Source organism: Pseudomonas sp. B21-056 (assembly GCF_026016325.1).
GTDB lineage: Bacteria > Pseudomonadota > Gammaproteobacteria > Pseudomonadales > Pseudomonadaceae > Aquipseudomonas.
Genome location: NZ_CP087203.1, coordinates 550122 through 570937, shown reverse-complemented (window position 1 = coordinate 570937; position 20816 = coordinate 550122). Strand labels below are relative to the sequence as shown.

The following is a 20816-nucleotide window of genomic DNA, read 5'->3' as shown; positions in this document are numbered from 1 at the left end:
ATAGCGTAAAAGCGGCGGTAAGCCTCTAGCGGTGAGTGGTGGGCGGTTTGGTGCCTGTAAACCTGGGCAGGCCCTGAACGCCCAGGTGCCTGGCACGCCGTCTTCGCGAGCAGGCTCGCTCCCACACTGGATTGAGTACGCTGCCGACCCATTGTGGGAGCGAGCCTGCTCGCGATAGGGCCGCAGGCCCGATTCAGGACTCGCCGGAAGTATCCTTGGGCAATCGCTGATCAATCACCCGATACAACGCACTGCCCTCAGGCCAGTTGCGCATGAACCGCGCCCGATCCCGGGCGTAGGCTGGGGCGAAGCTGGCGTGGGTGCGGTGCTGACACATGGAGTCCAGATCGATCAGTGCCCAGCGGTCCTGCTGCCAGAACAGGTTGTGGCCCTTGAAGTCGCCGTGGCTGATGCGTTCGCGGATCAGGTCGGCGAACAATCGGTCCAAAGCCAATAATTCCGATTCGGGCGCCTCGCCGCTTTCCACGTAAGGGGCAAAGCGCTCGATGATGTCCGGTCCAGACAGATGCTCGGTCACCAGGTAGGCACCACGACGCAACCACAGGCAACGCTTTTCCAGCAACGCCAGGGGCTTGGGCGTGGCGATACCAAGAAACATCAGGCGATGACCTTCGCGCCAGGAGTGCCAGGCACGGCTGGGGCGCCAGAAGCGCTTGAGCCAATGGGCGAAGTTCTTGATGTTGTAACGCTTGATGACCAAGGTGCGGCCACTGGCATCGACCTTGCCGACACTCGCCGCACCACCGGTCTTGTACAAATGGCCCCGGTCAAGCAAGGCATCGGCCTGCGCCAGCACCGGCGTCATGGCGACCTCTTCATCGCGACGGATTGCCCGCAGGCCGAACGGCCCATTTTGCACACTGAACAGGCTGCATTCGCGCCCGACCTTTTCCATGAAGTCCTTCAGACGCCAGGCGTGCACCTTGTCGATCTGCTTTTGCAGCGCTTCCATGGGCAGCGCGTGCTCGGCATTGCCCAGCAGATAATACACCAGCAACTCTTCGTTGAACGGCTCGATGGACTTGGGCAACTGGGCGAAAAACACCCCGAGGTTTTCCAGCACTTTCTGTCGCGACAGCGGCTTCCCGGGTGTCTCGGCACGGATGCCGGCACCGTCGATCAAATAGAGTTTGCCGTCGTGGCGCAGCAGGTTGTCCAGGTGCAGGTCTTCCTGCCATAAACCTTTGCCATGCAATTGGGCAATGGCTCCCAGGGCCTCGGCCAACACCGCCGTCTGCTCGTCGGCCAGCAGGGGCAGGTGTTCGACCTGTTTCCAGGCATCTCCCAGACTCTCGGCACCTTCAAGCAACTCGAACAGCAGCCAGCCGCCCTCACCTTCTTTCAGGCCATCGGCCAATAGCGCTGGCGTGGTCAGCCCTTGTTCGGCCAACAGATGCACGCCTTGGCGTTCACGCTGAAAATGCCGTGCGGCCCTGCTGCCCACCAGCAGCTTGGCCAGCACCGGCCGGCCGCGCCAGACGCCGGCGCCGACATAACGCTGCCCCGGCAATACTCGCAGCAGCGAAAGCAGTTGCAACCGCGCAGGCCCGGCAGCGTCTGCCAGTTCCAGACTCAGGGGCAGACCGGGGCTGCGGCCGGCGCTTTTCAACTCGGACAAATGCATCAATGGGCTTCCTTGTGGCTGCGCCGGGCGGTCAGGCGGGTCATCCAGCCGTCAACCAGCGCACCCTCGAGCGGCTGGTCCAGATACACAGACAGCAGTTGACGCACATCGTTGTCACTCCAGACGGACGCACGACGCAGCAAAGGCTCAAGATCCTTGACCCTGTCGCGCTGACCGAACAGCAGCGGGCGGGTCTTCTCCAGGTCGATCAACTGCGCCTGATAGCCATCGGCAGTCGCTTGCAGAAAGATGTGCTTGGGGTAAAAGCAACCATGAACCTGACGCATGCCGTGCAGGCGCCGCGCCAACTGACCGCAGGCTTTCAAGATGGTCGAACGTTGCACTGTCGTCAGCGCCGGCCAGTCCTGCAACAGCGAATCCAGGTCGTTCCAGCCGTCCAGGGCCCGGGTCAGCAGGATTGCCCGCACTTCGCCATCCACCTTGCGCTGGCCGTAGAACACTGCCTGCAAGGCCGGAATCCCCAACTGGCGATAACGGCTGATGTTGCGAAACTCCCGGGAAAAACTCGGCTCGCCGAACGGGTGCGACAGCGTACGTGTCAGGTAATTGCTCTGACGCTTGAGGTAGAAACCCCGTCCTTCCAGATCCAGCCGGAACACGCTGCTCCAGCCCTCGCCGGAGGTGTTGGGTTCGTCCACGGCCTCCAGTTGCCGCGCCCACAAGGCTTCGAAGCTGTCCAGGCCATGACGCTGCAACAGCGCACGGTCTTCAGCGGCCAGGAAATCAGTCATTCACGCCCCTCGAAAAATCTCAGCACGTGACGGATGCGTTTCTTGTCGTACGCATCGAGTCGGTCGCGCTGTCGGTACTGCAGGTAGAAGCGCAGGCGCTGGGTGGCCGACAAGTGATACTTGGCGACTTTATCCAGACATGCCAGATCCTTGGTGATTCGGTACTTGAGCCAGAAGCCACGCCAGAAATCACCGTTCGGGCAATCAATGAGGAACAACCGCGATTGGTCGTCGATCAGCAGATTGCGCCACTTCAGATCGTTATGGGTGAAGCGATGCTGGTGCATGGTCCGCGTATAGCCTGCCAGTTGCTGGCTCACGCCATCGACCCAGGCGCGATCGGCCAACCGCGAGTCATGACGGTCGGCCAGGGCCGAGAGGTCTTCGGTGTGGGGCAGTTCGCGGGTGATCATCGCTCCCCGGGCATAGGCCGCGCCGTGACGCTCCAGACCCCATGCCACGATCTCGGCCGTGGGGATGCCCCACTTGGCAAAGCGCTTGAGGTTCTGCCATTCGGACTTGACCCGCGGCCTGCCCAGGTAACGACGCAAACCCTTGCCGGCCCCGACGTAACGCTTGACGTAATAATTGACACCATTGCGCTGTACGCGGATCACCTCCGACAGCGGGTCACGGGTCAAGCGCTCCCCTTGCAAGGCAAACACCGCGTCGAGGCTGCCGAAATCCTGCGCCAGCTCGGCGTAGGCCGGTTCCAGTTTCCAACCCGACATCAGAGCGCATCCCCGTAACGCTGTTTGCGGGCGTAGAGCTTGTTGGCCTTGCCTTCGAGCCAGCTCAGCAACGCTGCCTCTTGCGCGAGGATCTGGCGCAGCGGTTGCTGAAAGTAGCCCTTTAAAAAGCGCAGCTTGTCGCGACGGGTCAGGCCGATATCCAGCGCCGAGAAATACAGCGCCGCCAGGTCCTTGTTGCGCCAGCGGGTGGTGATGGTCGGACGGGTCTGGGCGCGGTGCAGGTCGATCACCGAGAGCTTGAAGTCCTGCGGGGTCACCGGCTTGTCGGTGTGCAACAGGAAATGACAGATGTAGCAGTCGCGATGGTTGACCCCGGCACGGTGCATCATCCCGGTCATGCGCGCCACTTCGGCGATCAGGGCCCGCTTGAGTGTCGGTTGCGGTGGATGCCTGACCCAGTCGATGCTGAAGTCTTCAAGACTGATGGTCGGCGCCAGCTCTTCGGTGACGATGAAGGAATGCTGGTCCGCCGGATTCTGGCCCTTTTCGCCATACGCGACGGCGGTCATGGTCGGCACACCGACTTCCTGCAAGCGCTGGATGGCCTTCCATTCCTGTCCCGCGCCGAGTACCGGCAGCTTGGCGGTGACCAGGTTCTTGAGGATCTCGCCCCAACCGATGCCACGGTGGATCTTCACGAAAAAGCCGCGCCCGTCCACCTCCGTGCGCAAGGTGCGCCGGGCTTCCAGTTCGCGATAGACCTCGCCCTTGAGCGCCTCGACTTCGGCGAACGCATCGCGCCCGGCCCAAAGGCTCTTGAACGGTTCGGCCAGCATCAATTTCATTACGGGTGCTCCGCCAATATCACATCGGCCGCGTGCTGCGGCATGCTGTAGAGGTCGGCCGTTTCGGCGAAGGCCAGACCATTGCGGCTCCAGGCCGCCCGCGCGCCGGCATCACCCAGCATCCGCTGCAGATACTCGGTGAGCTGCGCCTGTTCGAACGGCTCGTCCAGCACCAGCCCACTGTCGGCCTCGGCGATGTAATGGGCATACCCGCACACCGCGCTGACCAGTACCGGCAAGCCGGCCACCAGTGCCTCGAGCAGCACGGTGCCGGTGTTCTCGTTGTACGCCGGATGGATCAACAGGTCGGCACCCAGGAGGAAGCGCGGGATATCGCTGCGTCCCTTGAGGAACCGTACATTGTCGCCGAGCCCCAACGCGGCACTCTGCAATTGGAATACCTTGGGGTCGTCCTGGCCGATTACAAACAGCCGGGTACGTTTTTTCAGTTCGGCGGGCAGCGCGGCGAGGGCCTTGAGGCTGCGATCCACGCCCTTGGTCTTGAACCCGGATCCGATCTGTACCAACAACAGATCGTCATCGGCCAGCTCGAACTCGGCACGGAACGCGGCACGGATCGCGTCGGCATCGGCGGGACGGCGGCGGTCCTGGGCGATACCCGGCGGCAACAGGTGGAAGCGCTCCAGCGGCGTGCCGTAATGCTTGATGAACAATGGCTGCTGGACTTCGGAGATCATCAGCACGTCAGTCTTGGCGTCCCTGGCGAACACCGCCCGCTCGTACTCGGCGAAATGCCGGTAGCGACCCCAGCGCCGATACAGGGAGTTGCGCAGGTTCTGCGCCTTGTCTTCGAAACAGCCGTCGGCGGCGTAATACACATCCAGGCCAGGCATCTTGTTGAAGCCGATCAGGCGGTCCACCGGGCGCTTGGCCAGGTCGGCTTCCATCCACGCACTGAGTTTCTCGTTGCGACGGTGGTTGAACAGCGCCTTGACCGGCGCCACCAGCACTTCAAAACCCGGTGGCACGTCACCTTCCCAGATCAACGTGTAGACACGGATCTCATGACCACGCCGCTGGCACTCCAGGGCGATGCGCATGAAGTCACGCTGCAGGCCGCCAAAGGGAAAATATTTATAAAGGACAAAAGCCAATTGCATCAGCGCGGCTCCTCAGCCAATAACGTGCTCAGGTGGCTGGCAACACGCTCGGGGTTCAGTCGCGTAAAGCACAAGGGCTGCTCGCGTTTCAGGTCAAACCGACGTGCGTCTTCGGCGGTCGGCGGATAGGTACATTGTTTCTGCATGCAGGGCGCACAGGGGAAATCGCTGGCGAGATGGATCTGGCCCTTGCCATAGGCGCCAGTCAGCACCGGGTTGGTAGGGCCGAGCAGCGAGATGGTCGGCACATCCAGGGCGGCGGCCAAATGACCGAGGCCGGTGTCTACCGCCACACAGGCCTGGGCACCGGCCAGCACCTTGCCCATCCCACCCAGGTTCAGTTTCGGCAATACCAAGGCATTGCGCAGCCCTTTGGCGATCCGTTCGGCCCGGGCCTTTTCCAGCGGGTTACCCCACGGCAACTTCACCACCACGCCGAACTGGCCCATGCGCTCGGTGAGCTGGCGCCAGTACAACTCCGGCCAGTGCTTGGATTCCCAGGTCGTGCCATGCAGGAACACCACATAAGGGTACGCGCGCGGCAGTTCCACCAGACGATCGACGCTCAGGCCGTAGTTGCCCAGGCTCTGGGGCAAGTCATAGCCCAGCGCCACGGCGAACAGTTGTCGCACGCGCTCTACCGCATGCTGACCGCGTGCCACCGCCAGGCGACGGGAATAGAAACGTGCAGCCAGGGGTTCACGGGCCGAGTTCTTATCCAGGCCAGCCACCGGGGCCTTGACGTAGCGGGTCAGCCAGGCGCTTTTCAGCAGACCCTGGGCATCGATCACCAGGTCATACTTTTCGGCACGCATGCCTTGCTTGAAACGGCGCCACTCGCCGCTCTTGATAGTCTGCCAGAGGTTCTTGCGCCAGCGACGGATCGCCACCGGGATGACTTTGCCCACGGCCGGGTGCCAGGTCGGAATCTCGGCGAAACCTTCCTCCACCACCCAATCGAAACGGATGCCGGGAATCGCCCGCGCCGCGTCGGTCAGCGCCGGCAGCGTGTGGACCACATCGCCCAACGACGAGGTCTTGATCAGCAATACCCGCAAGTTACTGGACCTCCACGGGGGTGCCCTGCAAACGTGCCAGGGCATCGTTCACCGACGACGGCATGAGCTGGCGCAGGCAATTGTAATGACCGAAGCGGCAGGTACGGTCGAAGCACGGGCTGCATTCGATGCCCAGGCGCACGACTTCGACCTTGTCGGCCAATGGCGGCGTAAAGCCCGGCGAGGTGGAGCCGTAGACCGCCACCAACGGACGGTTCAGGGCAGCGGCCACGTGCATCAGCCCGGAATCGTTGGACACCACCGAGTCGGCGCAGGACAACAGGTCGATGGCCTCCGCCAGGGAAGTGTCGCCACTGAGGTTTACCGACTCTTCCCGCAGGCCCGGGATCAGCCGCGAGCGGATGTCTTCACCCACCGAGTGATCGTTTTTCGAACCGAAGAGCCAGACTTGCCAGCCTTCACGGATCTTGGCTTCGGCCACCTGGGCGTAATGATCCGCCGGCCAGCGCTTGGACTCGCCGAACTCGGCACCGGGGCACAATGCCAACACCGGGCGGTCCAGGCTCAGGCCGAACTTGGCCAGCGCCGTTTCGCGGGTCACCGGGTCGATCCGTAGGTCGGGGCGTGGGTAGGGCTTGGGCAACTCGGCACCCGGCGCGTAGGCCAGGGCCATGAAACGCTCGATCATCAGCGGATAGCGCTCTTTGTCCAGCGTGCGCACGTCGTTGAGCAAGCCATAGCGGAACTCGCCGCGCCAGCCGGTACGCTTGGGAATACCGGCGAAGAACGGCACCAGCGTCGACTTCAACGAGTTGGGCAGCAGGATTGCCTGGTCATATTGACCGGCCAGGGACTTGCCGATGCGTCGACGGGTCGCCAGCTCCAGCACACCGTGACCGAGCGGAAAGCTCAAGGCCTTGCGTACTTGCGGCATACGCTCCAGGATCGGCCGGCTCCATTCCGGGGCCAGGACGTCGATTTCGCATTGCGGGTGGCGCTGCTTGAGACACTGGAACAGTGTCTGCGCCATCACCATGTCACCGACCCAACTGGGCCCAACGATCAGAATATTCATGTGCTTTCCAAAAACGATACGGGGAGGCCTACGCCTCCCCGCCTCGAGAATCACTGTGGCCCAGGTCGTTGCCTTTTGCCTTCAAAACACTCTCCCCCTGTGGGAGCGAGCCTGCTCGCGATGAGGCCGGCACATCCAACATCAATGTCGCCTGACACTCCGCTTTCGCGAGCAGGCTCGCTCCCACAGGGGGTCTCATCTACCCCAAGTGCCTCAAACACCACAAATCCATTGTGGGAGCGAGCCTGCTCGCGATGAGGCCGGCACATTCAACATCAATGCCGCCTGACACGCTGCTTTCGCGAGCAGGCTCGCTCCCACAGGGGTCTTCATCTACCCCAAGTGCCTCAAACACCACAAATCCATTGTGGGAGCGAGCCTGCTCGCGATGAGGCCGGCACATTCAACATCAATGTCGCCTGACACTCAGCTTTCGCGGGCAAGCCCGCTCCCACAGGGGGCCCTCATCTACCCCAAGTGCCTCAAACACCACAAATCCATTGTGGGAGCGAGCCTGCTCGCGATGAGGCCGGCACATTCAACATCAATGTCGCCTGACACTCCGCTTTCGCGAGCAGGTTCGCTCCCACATTCAATACTCAACTCAATCCCAGCTCACGCCAGATCCGCAGCACCTCTCGGCGCTCATTCACAAACTGGTCGCCGGTGATCACCCCGGCCTCTTTCTGCAAGGCCTGGCGGTGGGCGGCGGAGCGGTAGGCCTTATAGGCCTCGCGCAGCAGGGTGGCGTCTTCGGGCGGCATCAGGCCAACCTCTTGCAACCCCTCCAGAATGCGGATGTTATCGGTGTAGCGCGCCAGCGACGGGTGTTCCTCGGACCACGCCAGGGCCGCGTATTGCACCATAAATTCAATATCGACGATACCTCCGGCATCCTGCTTGAGATCGAAGGGCGCCGTGGCCTCGAAAGCGTTGGGCGCAGTCCCGGCGGCGGTGCCCTTGCTACCAAGGTTGTCGCGCATCTTGGCCCGCATCTCGCTGACCTCCTGGCGCAGCGTCGGCAGGTCACGCTTGCGCCCCAGCACCTGGGCGCGGACTTTCTCGAAGGCCTGGCCCACATCCTGGCTGCCCACCAGCACCCGGGCCCGCACTAGCGCCTGATGCTCCCAGGTCCAGGCTTCATTCTCCTGATAACGGGCAAATGCCCCAAGGGAACTGACCAGCAACCCCGATGCCCCCGACGGCCGCAGGCGCATGTCCACTTCATACAACTGTCCGGAGTTGGTCTGGGCCGTCAGCAAGTGGATGATCCGCTGGCCGAGCCGGGTGAAAAACTGGGCACCGTCGATGGGTTTCGGCCCGTCGGTTTCCGCCTGGGGGTCGCCGTCGTGGATGAACACCAGGTCCAGGTCGGAACCATGCCCCAATTCCAGGCCGCCGACTTTCCCGTAACCGACAATAATGAAGCCGGGATCGCACAGGCTGCCGTCAGTGCGCAACGGTACGCCATGCTTGGCCGCCGTCTGGCGCCAGGCCAGGGCCAGGACTTGTTCGAGAATCGCCTCGGCCAGCCAGGTCAGGTAGTCGCTGACCTTCATCAGCGGCAGGCTGCCGGCGATTTCCGACGCCGCCACCCGCAGCCGGTGCGCCAGTTTGAAATGCCGCAGGGCTTCCATCTGCTGCTCGAGGTCATCCTCGGGAATCCGTGTCAGGCGTTCGCGCAACTCCGCCGCCAGCTCCGGTGCCAGGGGCGGCTTGAACAGACGGCCTTCATTGAGCAATTCATCCAGCAGCAAGGGGAAACGGGTGATCTGCTCGGCGATCCACGGGCTCGCCGCGCACAGCGTCAGCAAGCGCCGCAGGGCGCCGGGGTTTTCCGTGAGCAGCACCAGATAGGCCGAACGACGAGCCACCGCCTCCACCAAGGGCAGTACCCGCTCAAGCACCAGGTCTGGATCGGCGTGCTCTACCGCCTGGGCCAGCAGGCGCGGAATGAACGCATCCAGACGCTCGCGTCCCAGGCGCTGCATCGCGCGCAACTGCGGGCTGCTGCGCAGGACAGCCAGGGCTTTCAGCGCTTTGGGCGCATCGACGAAACCACCTTCCTCCAACTGGCGGCACGCGGCTTCTTCATCCTGGCTGTCCTCCCACAACGGCAACCATTCGCCACCTACCACCACTTCACTCTGGCTGCCCTCTTCATCCGGATCAGCGATGACCTGGCCGAAATGCCAGGCCACGCGTCCACGCCAATACATCAACTGCTCATGGAACGCCGCCCAGTCGGCAAAGCCCAGCATGAATGCGATGCGCGCCTGATCCTGGGGACTGTCCGGCAGCATCTGGGTCTGGCGGTCGGCAATGGCCTGGATCGCGTGCTCGGTATAACGCAGGAATTCATAGCCCTGGCGCAACTCGTCGATCACTTTGGCAGGCAGATAACCTTGGCCTTCCAGGGTGCCCAGTACTTTCAGCAGGGGCCGCTGTTGCAGACTCAGGTCGCGCCCGCCGTGAATCAGCTGGAAAGCCTGGGCAATGAACTCCACTTCACGGATACCGCCCGACCCCAGCTTGATGTTGTCGGCCATGCCCTTGCGCCGCACTTCCTGCTGGATCAGCTGCTTCATGGTGCGCAGCGCTTCGATGGCGGAAAAATCCAGATACCGGCGATAAACGAACGGGCGCAGCATGTCGAGCAGTTGCGCGCCGGCCACCTGATCGCCTGCCACCACCCGCGCCTTGATCATCGCGTAGCGTTCCCAATCACGCCCCTGATCCTGGTAATACTGCTCCAGGGCGTTGAAGCTCAACACCAGCGCACCGGCCGAGCCGTAGGGACGCAGGCGCATGTCGACGCGAAACACAAAGCCGTCGACGGTCATCGGGTCCAGGGCCTTGATCAGCCGCTGGCCAACGCGGATGAAGAACTCCTGGTTATCCAGCGGCCGCTTCACGCCGACGGTTTCGCCGCCCTCGGGGTAGGCGAAGATCAGGTCGATGTCCGACGACAGGTTCAGCTCCACCGCGCCAAGCTTGCCCATGCCCAGGATGACCATATGCTGCGCGGTGCCGCTGCGCCGGCCGGTGGGCGTGCCGAATTGCAGGCAGAGACGCTGGTACAGCCATTGATAGGCCTGGTCGATGCAGGTATCGGCCATGTCCGAGAGATCGCGGCAGGTCTGGACGAGGTCTGCCTTGCGGTTCAGGTCGCGCCAGATGATCCGCACCTGCTGGCGGGTACGCTGGCGACGCAGCACACGTCCCAGCTCATCCTCACTCTCGGCGGCCTGCACGGCCGCGCCGATCTGCGCGCACATTTCGCCGGCGGCCAGGCTGCGGTCCAGTTCGCCACTGCGCACCAGTTCCAGTAGCATCGACGGCTCGCGGACGCTCTGCTCGATGACAAAATCACTGGCGGCCGCGACGCGATGGAACTCCTTCCAGCGTTCAGGCGTCCAGGTGGACAGTCCAAGGTCGTCGCCCAGCAAGGCAACCGCCGCACGGAACGACTGCTCGGCACGGCTGACCAATGACTGGAAAATTGCCGGCATTTCGGCAAGCAGGGGCAGGCTCATGGTCTATCCTTGATCGGCGCGGGAAAGGCTGGATGTAGTGTTTTTTCAAAAGCCACTACCTGATTGACTGTCGAACAAAGATGATAAATAGCTGAAAATCTGATTTTATTGGCAGCCGACATCAAGTTTTTACCTGTTCGAGTTAGCAAAAGACCAACAGTAACGATTATTCTCACAACGAAACGAGGGGCCAAAAGCCTTTCATGTGTAGTTTTACTACTCGTCTATACATCCGAAAGGCTGAAACAGCCGACGATTTGTAGTAAAACTACACGCCGCCGAAACAACCTTCGGCAATCCAAGAATTTATACCGTCTGCCCACAAGGCCAGTCGCAAACTCAGGCAACCGATTCTGGTAGCCTTTCCGCCCTGGAGCAAGCCATGCAAGACCTCGATCCCGTCGAAACCCAGGAATGGCTGGACGCCCTGGAATCGGTTCTCGACAAAGAAGGCGAAGACCGTGCTCATTATCTGATGACCCGTATGGGCGAACTCGCGACCCGCAGCGGTTCGCAACTGCCCTACGCCATCACCACGCCGTACCGCAACACGATCCCCGTTACCCACGAAGCACGCATGCCTGGCGACCTGTTCATGGAACGCCGCATTCGCTCGCTGGTACGTTGGAACGCGTTGGCCATGGTCATGCGCACCAACCTGAAAGATTCTGACCTGGGCGGTCACATCTCCAGCTTCGCCTCCAGCGCGACGCTGTATGACATCGGCTTCAACTACTTCTTCCAGGCCCCGACCGACGAACACGGCGGCGACCTGATCTACTTCCAGGGTCACGCATCGCCAGGCGTCTACGCCCGTGCGTTCATGGAAGGTCGTATCTCCGAAGACCAGATGAACAACTTCCGCCAGGAAGTGGACGGCAACGGCCTGTCCTCGTACCCGCACCCTTGGCTGATGCCAGATTTCTGGCAGTTCCCGACCGTTTCCATGGGTCTGGGCCCGATCCAGGCGATCTACCAGGCGCGCTTCATGAAGTACCTGGAAGCCCGCGGCTTCATCCAGCCAGGCAAGCAGAAAGTCTGGTGCTTCATGGGTGACGGCGAGTGCGACGAGCCGGAATCCCTGGGTGCGATCTCCCTGGCCGGCCGCGAGAAGCTGGACAACCTGATCTTCGTCATCAACTGCAACCTGCAGCGCCTCGACGGCCCGGTTCGCGGCAACGGCAAGATCATCCAGGAACTCGAAGGCGTGTTCCGTGGCGCCCAGTGGAACGTCAACAAGGTCATCTGGGGCCGTTTCTGGGACCCACTGCTGGCCAAGGACGTCGACGGTATCCTGCAACGTCGCATGGACGAAGTCATCGACGGCGAATACCAGAACTACAAGGCCAAGGACGGCGCGTTCGTCCGCGAGCACTTCTTCAACACGCCTGAACTCAAGGCGATGGTTGCCGATCTGTCCGACGACGAGATCTGGAAACTCAACCGTGGCGGCCACGATCCGTACAAGGTCTACGCGGCGTACCACGAAGCGGTCAACCACAAGGAACAGCCAACCGTCATCCTGGCCAAGACCATCAAGGGTTATGGCACCGGCGCCGGCGAAGCGAAGAACACCGCGCACAACACCAAGAAGGTCGATGTCGACAGCCTGAAGCTGTTCCGCGACCGCTTCGACATTCCGGTGAAAGACAGCGAGCTGGAAAACCTGCCGTTCTTCAAGCCTGAAGAAGGCAGCGCCGAGGCCCGTTACCTGGCCGAGCGCCGTGCCGCACTGGGCGGTTTCGTACCCCAGCGTCGCGCCAAGAGCTTCAGCGTTCCGACCCCGCCACTGGAAACCCTCAAGGCGATCCTGGACGGTTCGGGCGACCGCGAAATCTCCACCACCATGGCTTTCGTGCGGATCCTCGCGCAACTGGTCAAGGACAAGGAAATCGGCTCGCGCATCGTTCCGATCATCCCGGACGAAGCCCGTACCTTCGGTATGGAAGGCATGTTCCGCCAACTGGGCATCTACTCGTCCGTCGGCCAGCTCTACGAGCCAGTCGATAAAGACCAGGTAATGTTCTACCGCGAAGACAAGAAGGGCCAGATCCTCGAGGAAGGCATCAACGAAGCGGGCGCCATGAGCTCCTTCATTGCCGCCGGTACTTCGTACTCCAGCCACAACCAGCCGATGCTGCCGTTCTACATCTTCTACTCGATGTTCGGCTTCCAGCGTATCGGCGACCTGGCCTGGGCCGCCGGCGACAGCCGCACCCGTGGCTTCCTGATCGGCGGTACCGCCGGCCGGACCACGCTGAACGGCGAAGGCCTGCAGCACGAAGACGGCCACAGCCACATGCTGGCCGGGACCATCCCGAACTGCCGCACCTATGATCCGACCTACGGCTACGAGCTGGCGGTGATCATCCAGGACGGCATGAAGAAGATGACCGAAGAGCAACAGGACGTCTTCTACTACATCACCGTGATGAACGAGTCCTACCAGCAGCCAGCCATGCCGGCGGGTGTCGAGGAAGGCATCGTCAAGGGCATGTACCTGCTCGAGGAAGACACCCGCGAAGCGGCGCACCACGTCCAGCTGATGGGCTCCGGCACCATCCTGCGTGAAGTGCGTGAAGCGGCGAAGATCCTGCGTGAAGAGTTCAACGTCGGCGCCGACGTCTGGAGCGTTACCAGCTTCAACGAACTGCGTCGCGACGGCCTGGCTGTCGAGCGCAGCAACCGCCTGCACCCGGCCCAGAAGCCGAAGCTGAGCTACGTCGAAGAGTGCCTGAACGGCCGTAAAGGTCCGGTCATCGCTTCTACCGACTACATGAAGCTGTTCGCCGAGCAGATCCGCCAGTGGGTTCCATCCAAGGAATTCAAGGTGCTGGGCACCGACGGTTTCGGCCGTAGCGACAGCCGCAAGAAGCTGCGTCACTTCTTCGAAGTCGACCGTAAGTTCGTTGTGTTGGCAGCCCTGGAAGCCCTGGCTGACCGTGGCGATATCGAACCGAAGGTGGTGGCCGAGGCCATCGTCAAGTTCGGCATCGATCCGGAAAAACGCAACCCACTGGACTGCTGAGGAGAATTTCCGTGAGCGAACTCATTCGCGTACCTGACATCGGCAGCGGTGAAGGTGAAGTAATTGAACTGTTTGTGAAGGTCGGCGACCGCATCGAAGCCGACCAGAGCATCCTGACGCTTGAATCGGACAAGGCCAGCATGGAAGTGCCTGCGCCGAAGGCCGGGGTCATCAAGAGCCTGAAAGTGAAGCTGGGCGATCGCCTGAAAGAAGGCGACGAACTGCTGGAACTGGAAGTCGAGGGCGCCGCTGCGGCGCCTGAAGCTGCAGCGCCTGCGGCTGCCCCGGCTGCCGCTGAGAAGCCTGCCGCCGCTCCGGCTGCCGCAGCTGCTCCGGCTCCGGCCGCTGCGCCTGCCGCCGCCACTGTCCAGGACATCCATGTCCCGGACATCGGCTCGTCGGGCAAGGCCAAGATCATCGAAGTCCTGGTCAAGGTCGGCGACACCGTCGAAGCCGACCAGTCGCTGATCACCCTGGAATCCGACAAGGCCAGCATGGAAATCCCTTCGCCGGCCGCCGGCGTGGTGGAAAGCGTCGAGATCAAGCTGGAAGACGAAGTCGGCACCGGTGACCTGATCCTGAAACTGAAAGTGGCTGGCGCCGCCGCGCCTGCCGCTCCAGCACCTGCTGCTGCACCTGCCAAGGCTGAAGCCGCGCCGGCTCCGGCTGCCGCGCCCGCCGCCAAGGCCGAGGCTGTGCCAGCCCCGGTCGCCGCACCTGCACCAAGCGGCGCCAAGGTGCACGCCGGCCCAGCGGTACGTCAGCTGGCCCGCGAGTTCGGCGTCGAGCTGTCCGCCGTCGGCCCGAGCGGCCCACACGGTCGTGTGCTGAAGGAAGACGTGCAGGCCTACGTCAAGGCCATGATGCAGAAAGCCAAGAATGCACCGGCCGAAGGCGCCACCGGCGGCGCGGGCATCCCGCCGATCCCGGCGGTGGACTTCAGCCGCTTCGGCGAAACCGAAGAAGTGGCCATGACCCGCCTGATGCAGATCGGCGCGTCGAGCCTGCACCGCAGCTGGCTGAACATTCCCCACGTGACTCAGTTCGACCAGGCCGACATCACCGAGCTGGAAGCCTTCCGCGTCGCGCAGAAAGCCGTGGCGGAAAAGGCCGGCGTGAAGCTGACCGTGCTGCCGCTGTTGCTCAAGGCCTGTGCGCACCTGCTCAAGGAACTGCCGGACTTCAACAGCTCCCTGGCGCCAAGCGGCAAGGCTGTGATCCGCAAGAAATACGTGCACATCGGCTTTGCCGTCGACACCCCGGAAGGCCTGCTGGTACCGGTCATCCGCAACGTCGACCAGAAGAGCCTGCTGCAACTGGCTGCCGAAGCGGCTGCCCTGGCCGAAAAAGCCCGGAACAAGAAGCTCACCGCAGACGACATGCAGGGCGCCTGCTTCACGATCTCCAGCCTCGGCCATATTGGCGGCACCGGCTTCACGCCGATCGTCAACGCGCCGGAAGTGGCGATCCTGGGTGTGTCCAAGGCCACTATCCAGCCGGTCTGGGACGGTAAAGCCTTCCAGCCGAAGCTGATGCTGCCACTGTCGCTGTCCTACGATCACCGTGTGATCAACGGCGCCGCCGCCGCACGCTTCACCAAGCGTCTGAGCGACCTGCTGGGCGATATCCGCACCATCCTGCTGTAACCCGGACGGCCCTCCTTCACGGAGGGCCATTCGAACCGCTGTTTTCCGAGCGCCACGCTCGTACCTCAACCCCGCCGATGGCGGGGCTTTTTTTGCCTGCTATTCGACCAGCCCGGGGGCAAAGCGGATTGACTCCTACATCCGGCAGAGTCATTTCCCACAACCTCCGTCCCCTCTCCTTCGAATCTTCAGTGCGCATCGGGCATTAGCATGACCTCGGCGCAACACCGCCAGACCTCACTGAACTTTCGAATGGACTCGAACATGCTCAAACCTACCGTCGGCCCGATTGTCGGCCACACCACCACCGATCACGCACGCATATTCCTGCGCGGCGACAAGGACCCCAGGCAGCCGGTATTCGCAGGACTTCGTTACCGGCGCCAGGGTGATGCGAGCTGGACGAATGAGCACTTCATTCAATTGCATGCCTTTCGCGACATGACCGATGTAATCATTTTGAGGGGACTGCAAGCCGGCACCGTCTATGAGTATCAGGCCGGCTGGTTCAGTGCACCTCACAGCACCGTCCCGGAACCGGCGCGGCAATGGCCCATGGAGATCCATCGATTGCGCACGCCGGCCGCGGAAGCCAACACGCCTCGCGCTTACATCGTGGGGTCTTGCCGTTACCTGCGAATCACCGCCGGCAGCCCCTCAGCCCCCGAACTCGGGGACCGCACGTTCGCCGGCATCCAGCGCATCGTGGAGCAGGCCGATCCGCCGATCAGCGGCGTACTGATGACCGGAGACCAGGTTTATCTCGACGATTTGAACATCGTTGCCCCGGACCGGACCTATAAAGACATTCTGTTCAAATACCGCACTGTCTTTTCCCAGCCTCACATCAGCAAGTTGATGTCCGCCGTACCGACTTACATGATCCTCGACGACCATGAAATCGAAGACAACTGGCCGGCCAACAAACACGTCGATGACGACATTCTCTACGCCAATGCCATGAGTGCTTATGGCCTCTATCAAGCCAGCCATAGCCCGGCCCATGAACTGTCGAGCGACGGCCTGTTGAGCAGGTCGTTGTCGCACTACTGGTATCAGTTCGCTCACGGCGATATCGAATGGTTCGTCACCGACAGCCGGACCCGACGCAACTTGTCGATGGCCGACCGGCGCATCCTGGATGTCGAGCAGGAGCAGTCATTGCTCGAATGGCTCGTGAGCAGCACTGCCCGGGTCAAATTCATCGTCACCAGCGTCATGTTCTACCCCGACAGCAAACTCGACGATGGCGACGCCTGGCAGGCGTTCCCGCAACAACGCCTGCGACTGCTGGAATGCATTCGCCGCCACGGGGTTAAAAACGTGATTTTCGTGTCCGGTGACGTCCACGGCTCCATGACCAGCCGACTGTGTCACAGCCAGGATCCCGACTTCGAGGTGCATACCCTCGTTGCCTCGCCGTTCTGCAACAGTGAACTGCTGCCTTACGCCAGCGCCTCGGATTTTATTTTCGAGCCTCCCATGGCCCGGACTGAAAACGGTGACTACCACTATGAACTGACCAGTACGGTAGTCAGCCAGGATAACTTCGCGCATCTGCATGTCGCGGCCCAGAGTGTTCACGTGACTTTTCACGACCGCGATGGTTACCCTTTGCAGGTGGTCGAGATCCCGTTGCGCTGACGAACGGTATCCCCCGCCAGGCCCTCTGATCGGCTGGCGACTGGAGAAATCCGCTTGTCGGCCGATAAGGTTTATAGCACTTAGCCTTCATCTCTCTTGTCAGTCGGTGTCGCAATGATGCAACCTTGCGGCAATCCTTGATAACGAGGGGCGTCAGCCCGGCGCGATCAGCATTCTCGAAGCGAGTCTCCCCATGAAAAGCCAACCCGATGCCGCCAGCCGTATGGCGGCCGAGGTAGTGACGCAGTTACCGGTGCCCTCGCGGCTCGGTATGCTGCGTTTCGAGCGGCTGAATGAAGCGAGCTGGGCGCTGCTGTTCCTCGATCCAAACTGTGAACGTTACTTCGGCCTGCCGGCAGTGGAGCTCTGCTCGCTGGTCAGCTCGCCCTATGCCAGCCTGATGGAGCCTGAAGCGCGCTATCAACTGCATGATGCCATTCAAGAACAACTGGCCCAGGCCCCGCACTACCTGATCCGCTATACGCTGCACACCGCCAAGGGCCCCATGAACCTGCTGGAAATGGGTGAAGCGTACAAACAGCACAATCGCCACCTGCTGCGCGGCTATCTACTGGCGGTGGACGGCCTGCTGCAAAACGAGCCTTCGATGCCGGCCCTGGATCTGGAAACCCAGAACTCGCGCCTACAGATTGCGCTGGAGCTGAACCAGCGCGCCCAGCAAGAGCAACTCCAGCATCTGGACCGGGTGCGCGCCCAACAGGACCTCATCCTGCTGCTGACCCGCCAACGCTACAGCGCCACCAATTCCCTGCTGGAAGCCGCCGAACTCATCACCCGCAGCGCCTGCGACATCTACCAGATCGATTGCGCCAGCATCTGGAACCTGGACGATAGCAAGCTGGTACCGATCTCCGCCTATAACCGCGCCTCCCAGGAATACTTTCGACCGGACGTGATCGACGTCAACGAGTATCCCGACTACATGGAAGCGCTGCAGACCTGCCGCGCCATTGATGCTCATAACGCGCTACGCGACCCACGCACCCGCGAACTGGTTGAAAGCCTGCGTGCGCGCAACGTCAATGCCATGCTCGACGCCAGCGTGCGGATCGACGGTCAGGTGGTCGGTGTGCTGTGCCTGGAACAGGTGGGCGCCACCCGCGCCTGGCAGTCGGACGAGATCGCTTTTGCCGGTGAACTGGCGGACCAGTTTGCCCAGGTCATCAACAACCACAACCGCCGCATCGCCACCAGCGCCCTGCACTTGTTCCAGCGTGCCGTGGAGCAAAGCGCCAATGCGTTCCTGCTGGTCAACTGCGACGGCGTGGTGGAGTACGTCAACCCGAGCTTCACCGCCATCACCCAATACACCACCGAAGAGGTCCACGGCCAGCGTCTGTCCGAACTACCGGCGCTGGAAAACCTCAGCGAGCTGCTGTTCGACGCGCCCTCGGCCCTGGCCCAGAGCAATAGCTGGCAAGGCGAGTTCAAGAGCCGGCGCAAGAACCTGGAACCCTACTGGGGCCAGCTGTCGATTTCCAAGGTCTACGGCGACAACCGTGAACTGACCCACTACATCGGCATCTACGAAGACGTTACCCAGACCAAACTGGCCCAGCAGCGCATTGAACGCCTGGCCTACACCGACAACCTGACCAACCTGGGCAACCGCCCGGCGTTCATTCGCAACCTCGATGAACGCTTCGCTCGGGACAGCGACTCGCCCATCAGCCTGCTGCTGGTGGACATCGACAACTTCAAGCGCATCAACGACAGCCTCGGCCACCAGACCGGTGACAAACTGCTGATCAGCCTGGCCCGGCGCTTGCGCAACAGCCTGAGCCCGGGCGGCAGCCTGGCGCGCTTCGCCAGTAACGAATTCGCCGTGCTGCTGGACGACTCCGATCTGGAGGCCGGGCAGCAGGTCGCCAGCCAGTTGCTGATGACGCTCGACAAGCCGATGTTCGTCGACAACCAACTGATCAGTGTGACCGGCTCCGTGGGCCTGGCCTGTGCGCCGCTGCACGGCCGCGACCCCCAGACCCTGATGCGCAACGCCGGGCTCGCCCTGCACAAGGCCAAGGCCAACGGCAAGCATCAGGTCCAGGTCTTCACCGAAGCGCTGAACGCCGAGGCCAGCTACAAACTGTTCGTGGAAAACAACCTGCGCCGCGCCCTGACCCAGAACGAGCTGGACGTGTTCTACCAGCCCAAGCTGTGCCTGCGCAGTGGCCGCCTGCTGGGGATGGAAGCGCTGCTGCGCTGGAATCATCCGGAAAAAGGCATGATCCGACCGGACCAGTTCATCAGCGTGGCCGAGGAAACCGGGCTGATCATCCCTATCGGCAAATGGATCGCCCGCCAGGCCTGCCGCATGAGCAAGCAACTGACCGCCGCCGGCCTGGGCAACCTGCAGGTGGCGATCAACCTGTCACCCAAGCAGTTCTCCGACCCGGACCTGGTCGCCTCGATCGCCAGCATCCTCAAGGAAGAACAACTGCCCTCACGGCTGCTTGAGCTGGAGCTGACCGAAGGCCTGCTGCTGGAAGCCACCGAAGACACCCACCTGCAACTCGACCAGCTCAAGCGCCTGGGCCTGACCCTGGCCATGGACGACTTCGGTACCGGCTACTCGTCCCTGAGCTACCTGAAGAAATTCCCGATCGACATCATCAAGATCGATCGCAGCTTCATCCATGAAATCCCGGACAACCAGGACGACATGGAGATCACCTCCGCGGTGATCGCCATGGCCCACAACCTGAAACTCAAGGTGGTGGCCGAGGGGATCGAAACCGCCCAGCAACTGACGTTCCTGCGCCGCCATCGCTGCGATGTCGGCCAGGGCTACCTGTTCGACCGGCCCATCCCCGGCGCGGAGCTGATCGAGAAGCTCAAGCGCTACCCGCGCGGTCCAATTGACTGACAGCGCTGTAACACTCGGGCACACTGACAGTCTTATTGCTTGAACTCGCTCAACTCAATCTGACTGAGAGGACTGATGATGGTCTTGCGCTCGGAAATTCTGGTGAACAAAAACGTGCTCCCTACTCAAGAACAAGCTCTGCCTGGCCGCGAAACCCCGATCAAGGTTCCGGATCAACACTTCGTCAACGGCAACCCGCTGCTCGGCCCGTTTCCGGGCAACGTAGAGTTCGCGATTTTCGGCCTGGGCTGCTTCTGGGGGGCGGAACGTCGCTTCTGGCAACGTGATGGGGTCTACAGCACCTCGGTGGGCTACGCCGGCGGCTTCACTCCCAACCCGACCTACGAAGAAGTCTGCTCGGGCCTGACCGGCCACAGCGAAGTCGTGCTGGTGGTCTACGAACCGGAAAAGGTCAGCTACGAAGAACTGCTGGCGATGTTCTGGGAACTGCACAACCCGACCCAGGGCATGCGCCAGGGCAACGACATCGGCACCCAGTATCGCTCGGTGATCTATTGCACCAAACCCGAACAACTGGAAGCGGCGAAGAAGAGCAAGGCGGTGTTCCAGGCTGAACTGACCAAGGCCGGCCTCGGTGAAATCACCACCGAAATCGATGAAGCGCCGACGTTCTACTATGCCGAGGCTTACCACCAGCAGTACCTGGCGAAGAATCCCGAGGGATATTGCGGCATTGGCGGGACCGGCGTGACCTGCCCGATCTGACTTCGAGCCTCGAAAAGCTTCGCGAGCAAGCTCGCTCCCACAAGTGATTTGCGTTCAGACGCAGATACCGGACTCACCCGGATCAGTGTGGGAGCGAGCCTGCTCGCGATGGCGGCGGCACAGTCAACATCGATGCAAGCTGACCCACCGCTATCGCGAGCAGGCTCGCTCCCACAGGGGATTTGTGTTCAGGCGCAGAT

Annotated in this window: 13 protein-coding genes; 5 read left to right on the top strand and 8 right to left on the bottom strand. The window is 62.0% G+C overall.

Going from position 1 to position 20816, the window contains the following annotated elements; translation table 11 throughout:
• Positions 1–193: 193 nt before the first annotated feature.
• The 8 genes from LOY67_RS02465 to glnE form a co-directional block, all read right to left on the bottom strand.
• Entirely contained in the window at positions 194–1645 is a 1452-nt protein-coding gene (locus LOY67_RS02465; RefSeq protein WP_265065797.1) for a lipopolysaccharide kinase InaA family protein, read from the bottom strand.
• Positions 1645–2397, bottom strand: coding sequence for a lipopolysaccharide kinase InaA family protein (locus LOY67_RS02460; RefSeq protein WP_265065796.1), 753 nt, complete (start codon positions 2395–2397; stop codon positions 1645–1647). Before LOY67_RS02460 ends, LOY67_RS02465 begins: the two co-directional genes overlap by 1 nt.
• Positions 2394–3128: a lipopolysaccharide kinase InaA family protein gene (locus LOY67_RS02455; RefSeq protein WP_265065795.1), complete on the bottom strand. Its 735-nt coding sequence runs from the start codon at positions 3126–3128 to the stop codon at positions 2394–2396. The genes LOY67_RS02460 and LOY67_RS02455 overlap by 4 nt, the downstream gene beginning before the upstream one ends.
• On the bottom strand, positions 3128–3934 hold the full coding sequence (gene rfaP / locus LOY67_RS02450) for a lipopolysaccharide core heptose(I) kinase RfaP (protein ID WP_265065794.1): 807 nt from the start codon (positions 3932–3934) through the stop codon (positions 3128–3130). The genes LOY67_RS02455 and rfaP overlap by 1 nt, the downstream gene beginning before the upstream one ends.
• Positions 3934–5055, bottom strand: a complete 1122-nt coding sequence (locus LOY67_RS02445; RefSeq protein WP_265065793.1) for a glycosyltransferase family 4 protein — start codon at positions 5053–5055, stop codon at positions 3934–3936. Before LOY67_RS02445 ends, rfaP begins: the two co-directional genes overlap by 1 nt.
• On the bottom strand, positions 5055–6113 hold the full coding sequence (gene waaC / locus LOY67_RS02440; RefSeq protein ID WP_265065792.1) for a lipopolysaccharide heptosyltransferase I: 1059 nt from the start codon (positions 6111–6113) through the stop codon (positions 5055–5057). Before waaC ends, LOY67_RS02445 begins: the two co-directional genes overlap by 1 nt.
• A gap of 1 nt (position 6114) precedes the next feature.
• Complete coding sequence (gene waaF / locus LOY67_RS02435; RefSeq protein WP_265065791.1) at positions 6115–7149, bottom strand: lipopolysaccharide heptosyltransferase II; 1035 nt, start codon at positions 7147–7149, stop codon at positions 6115–6117.
• 599 nt (positions 7150–7748) lie between these two features.
• Positions 7749–10685, bottom strand: coding sequence for a bifunctional [glutamate--ammonia ligase]-adenylyl-L-tyrosine phosphorylase/[glutamate--ammonia-ligase] adenylyltransferase (glnE, locus tag LOY67_RS02430; RefSeq protein ID WP_265065790.1), 2937 nt, complete (start codon positions 10683–10685; stop codon positions 7749–7751).
• A 382-nt stretch (positions 10686–11067) separates the two neighbouring features.
• Between glnE and aceE the strand changes: the two genes are divergently transcribed.
• The 5 genes from aceE (at position 11068) to msrA (ending at position 20616) form a co-directional block, all read left to right on the top strand.
• Positions 11068–13713, top strand: coding sequence for a pyruvate dehydrogenase (acetyl-transferring), homodimeric type (aceE, locus tag LOY67_RS02425; RefSeq protein ID WP_265065789.1), 2646 nt, complete (start codon positions 11068–11070; stop codon positions 13711–13713).
• A gap of 11 nt (positions 13714–13724) precedes the next feature.
• Positions 13725–15359 (top strand): dihydrolipoyllysine-residue acetyltransferase, encoded by a 1635-nt coding sequence (gene aceF / locus LOY67_RS02420; protein WP_265065788.1) that lies wholly within the window; start codon positions 13725–13727, stop codon positions 15357–15359.
• Positions 15360–15623: 264 nt separating this feature from the next.
• Complete coding sequence (locus tag LOY67_RS02415) at positions 15624–17003, top strand: alkaline phosphatase D family protein (protein WP_265065787.1); 1380 nt, start codon at positions 15624–15626, stop codon at positions 17001–17003.
• Positions 17004–17196: 193 nt separating this feature from the next.
• Positions 17197–19890, top strand: coding sequence for a GGDEF and EAL domain-containing protein (locus tag LOY67_RS02410; protein WP_265065786.1), 2694 nt, complete (start codon positions 17197–17199; stop codon positions 19888–19890).
• Between the two features lie 78 nt (positions 19891–19968).
• The gene (msrA, locus tag LOY67_RS02405; RefSeq protein ID WP_265067681.1) at positions 19969–20616 is read left to right on the top strand and encodes a peptide-methionine (S)-S-oxide reductase MsrA; all 648 of its coding nucleotides are present in this window, start codon (positions 19969–19971) and stop codon (positions 20614–20616) included.
• The last annotated feature ends 200 nt before the right edge of the window (positions 20617–20816 follow it).

Coding starts and splice junctions, on each gene's coding strand:
- LOY67_RS02465 (WP_265065797.1), bottom strand. CDS start 1,645: ATGCATTTGTCCGAGTTGAAAAGCGCCGGCCGCAGCCCCGGTCTGCCC.
- LOY67_RS02460 (WP_265065796.1), bottom strand. CDS start 2,397: ATGACTGATTTCCTGGCCGCTGAAGACCGTGCGCTGTTGCAGCGTCAT.
- LOY67_RS02455 (WP_265065795.1), bottom strand. CDS start 3,128: ATGTCGGGTTGGAAACTGGAACCGGCCTACGCCGAGCTGGCGCAGGAT.
- rfaP (WP_265065794.1), bottom strand. CDS start 3,934: ATGAAATTGATGCTGGCCGAACCGTTCAAGAGCCTTTGGGCCGGGCGC.
- LOY67_RS02445 (WP_265065793.1), bottom strand. CDS start 5,055: ATGCAATTGGCTTTTGTCCTTTATAAATATTTTCCCTTTGGCGGCCTG.
- waaF (WP_265065791.1), bottom strand. CDS start 7,149: ATGAATATTCTGATCGTTGGGCCCAGTTGGGTCGGTGACATGGTGATG.
- glnE (WP_265065790.1), bottom strand. CDS start 10,685: ATGAGCCTGCCCCTGCTTGCCGAAATGCCGGCAATTTTCCAGTCATTG.
- aceE (WP_265065789.1), top strand. CDS start 11,068: ATGCAAGACCTCGATCCCGTCGAAACCCAGGAATGGCTGGACGCCCTG.
- LOY67_RS02415 (WP_265065787.1), top strand. CDS start 15,624: ATGCTCAAACCTACCGTCGGCCCGATTGTCGGCCACACCACCACCGAT.
- LOY67_RS02410 (WP_265065786.1), top strand. CDS start 17,197: ATGAAAAGCCAACCCGATGCCGCCAGCCGTATGGCGGCCGAGGTAGTG.
- msrA (WP_265067681.1), top strand. CDS start 19,969: ATGGTCTTGCGCTCGGAAATTCTGGTGAACAAAAACGTGCTCCCTACT.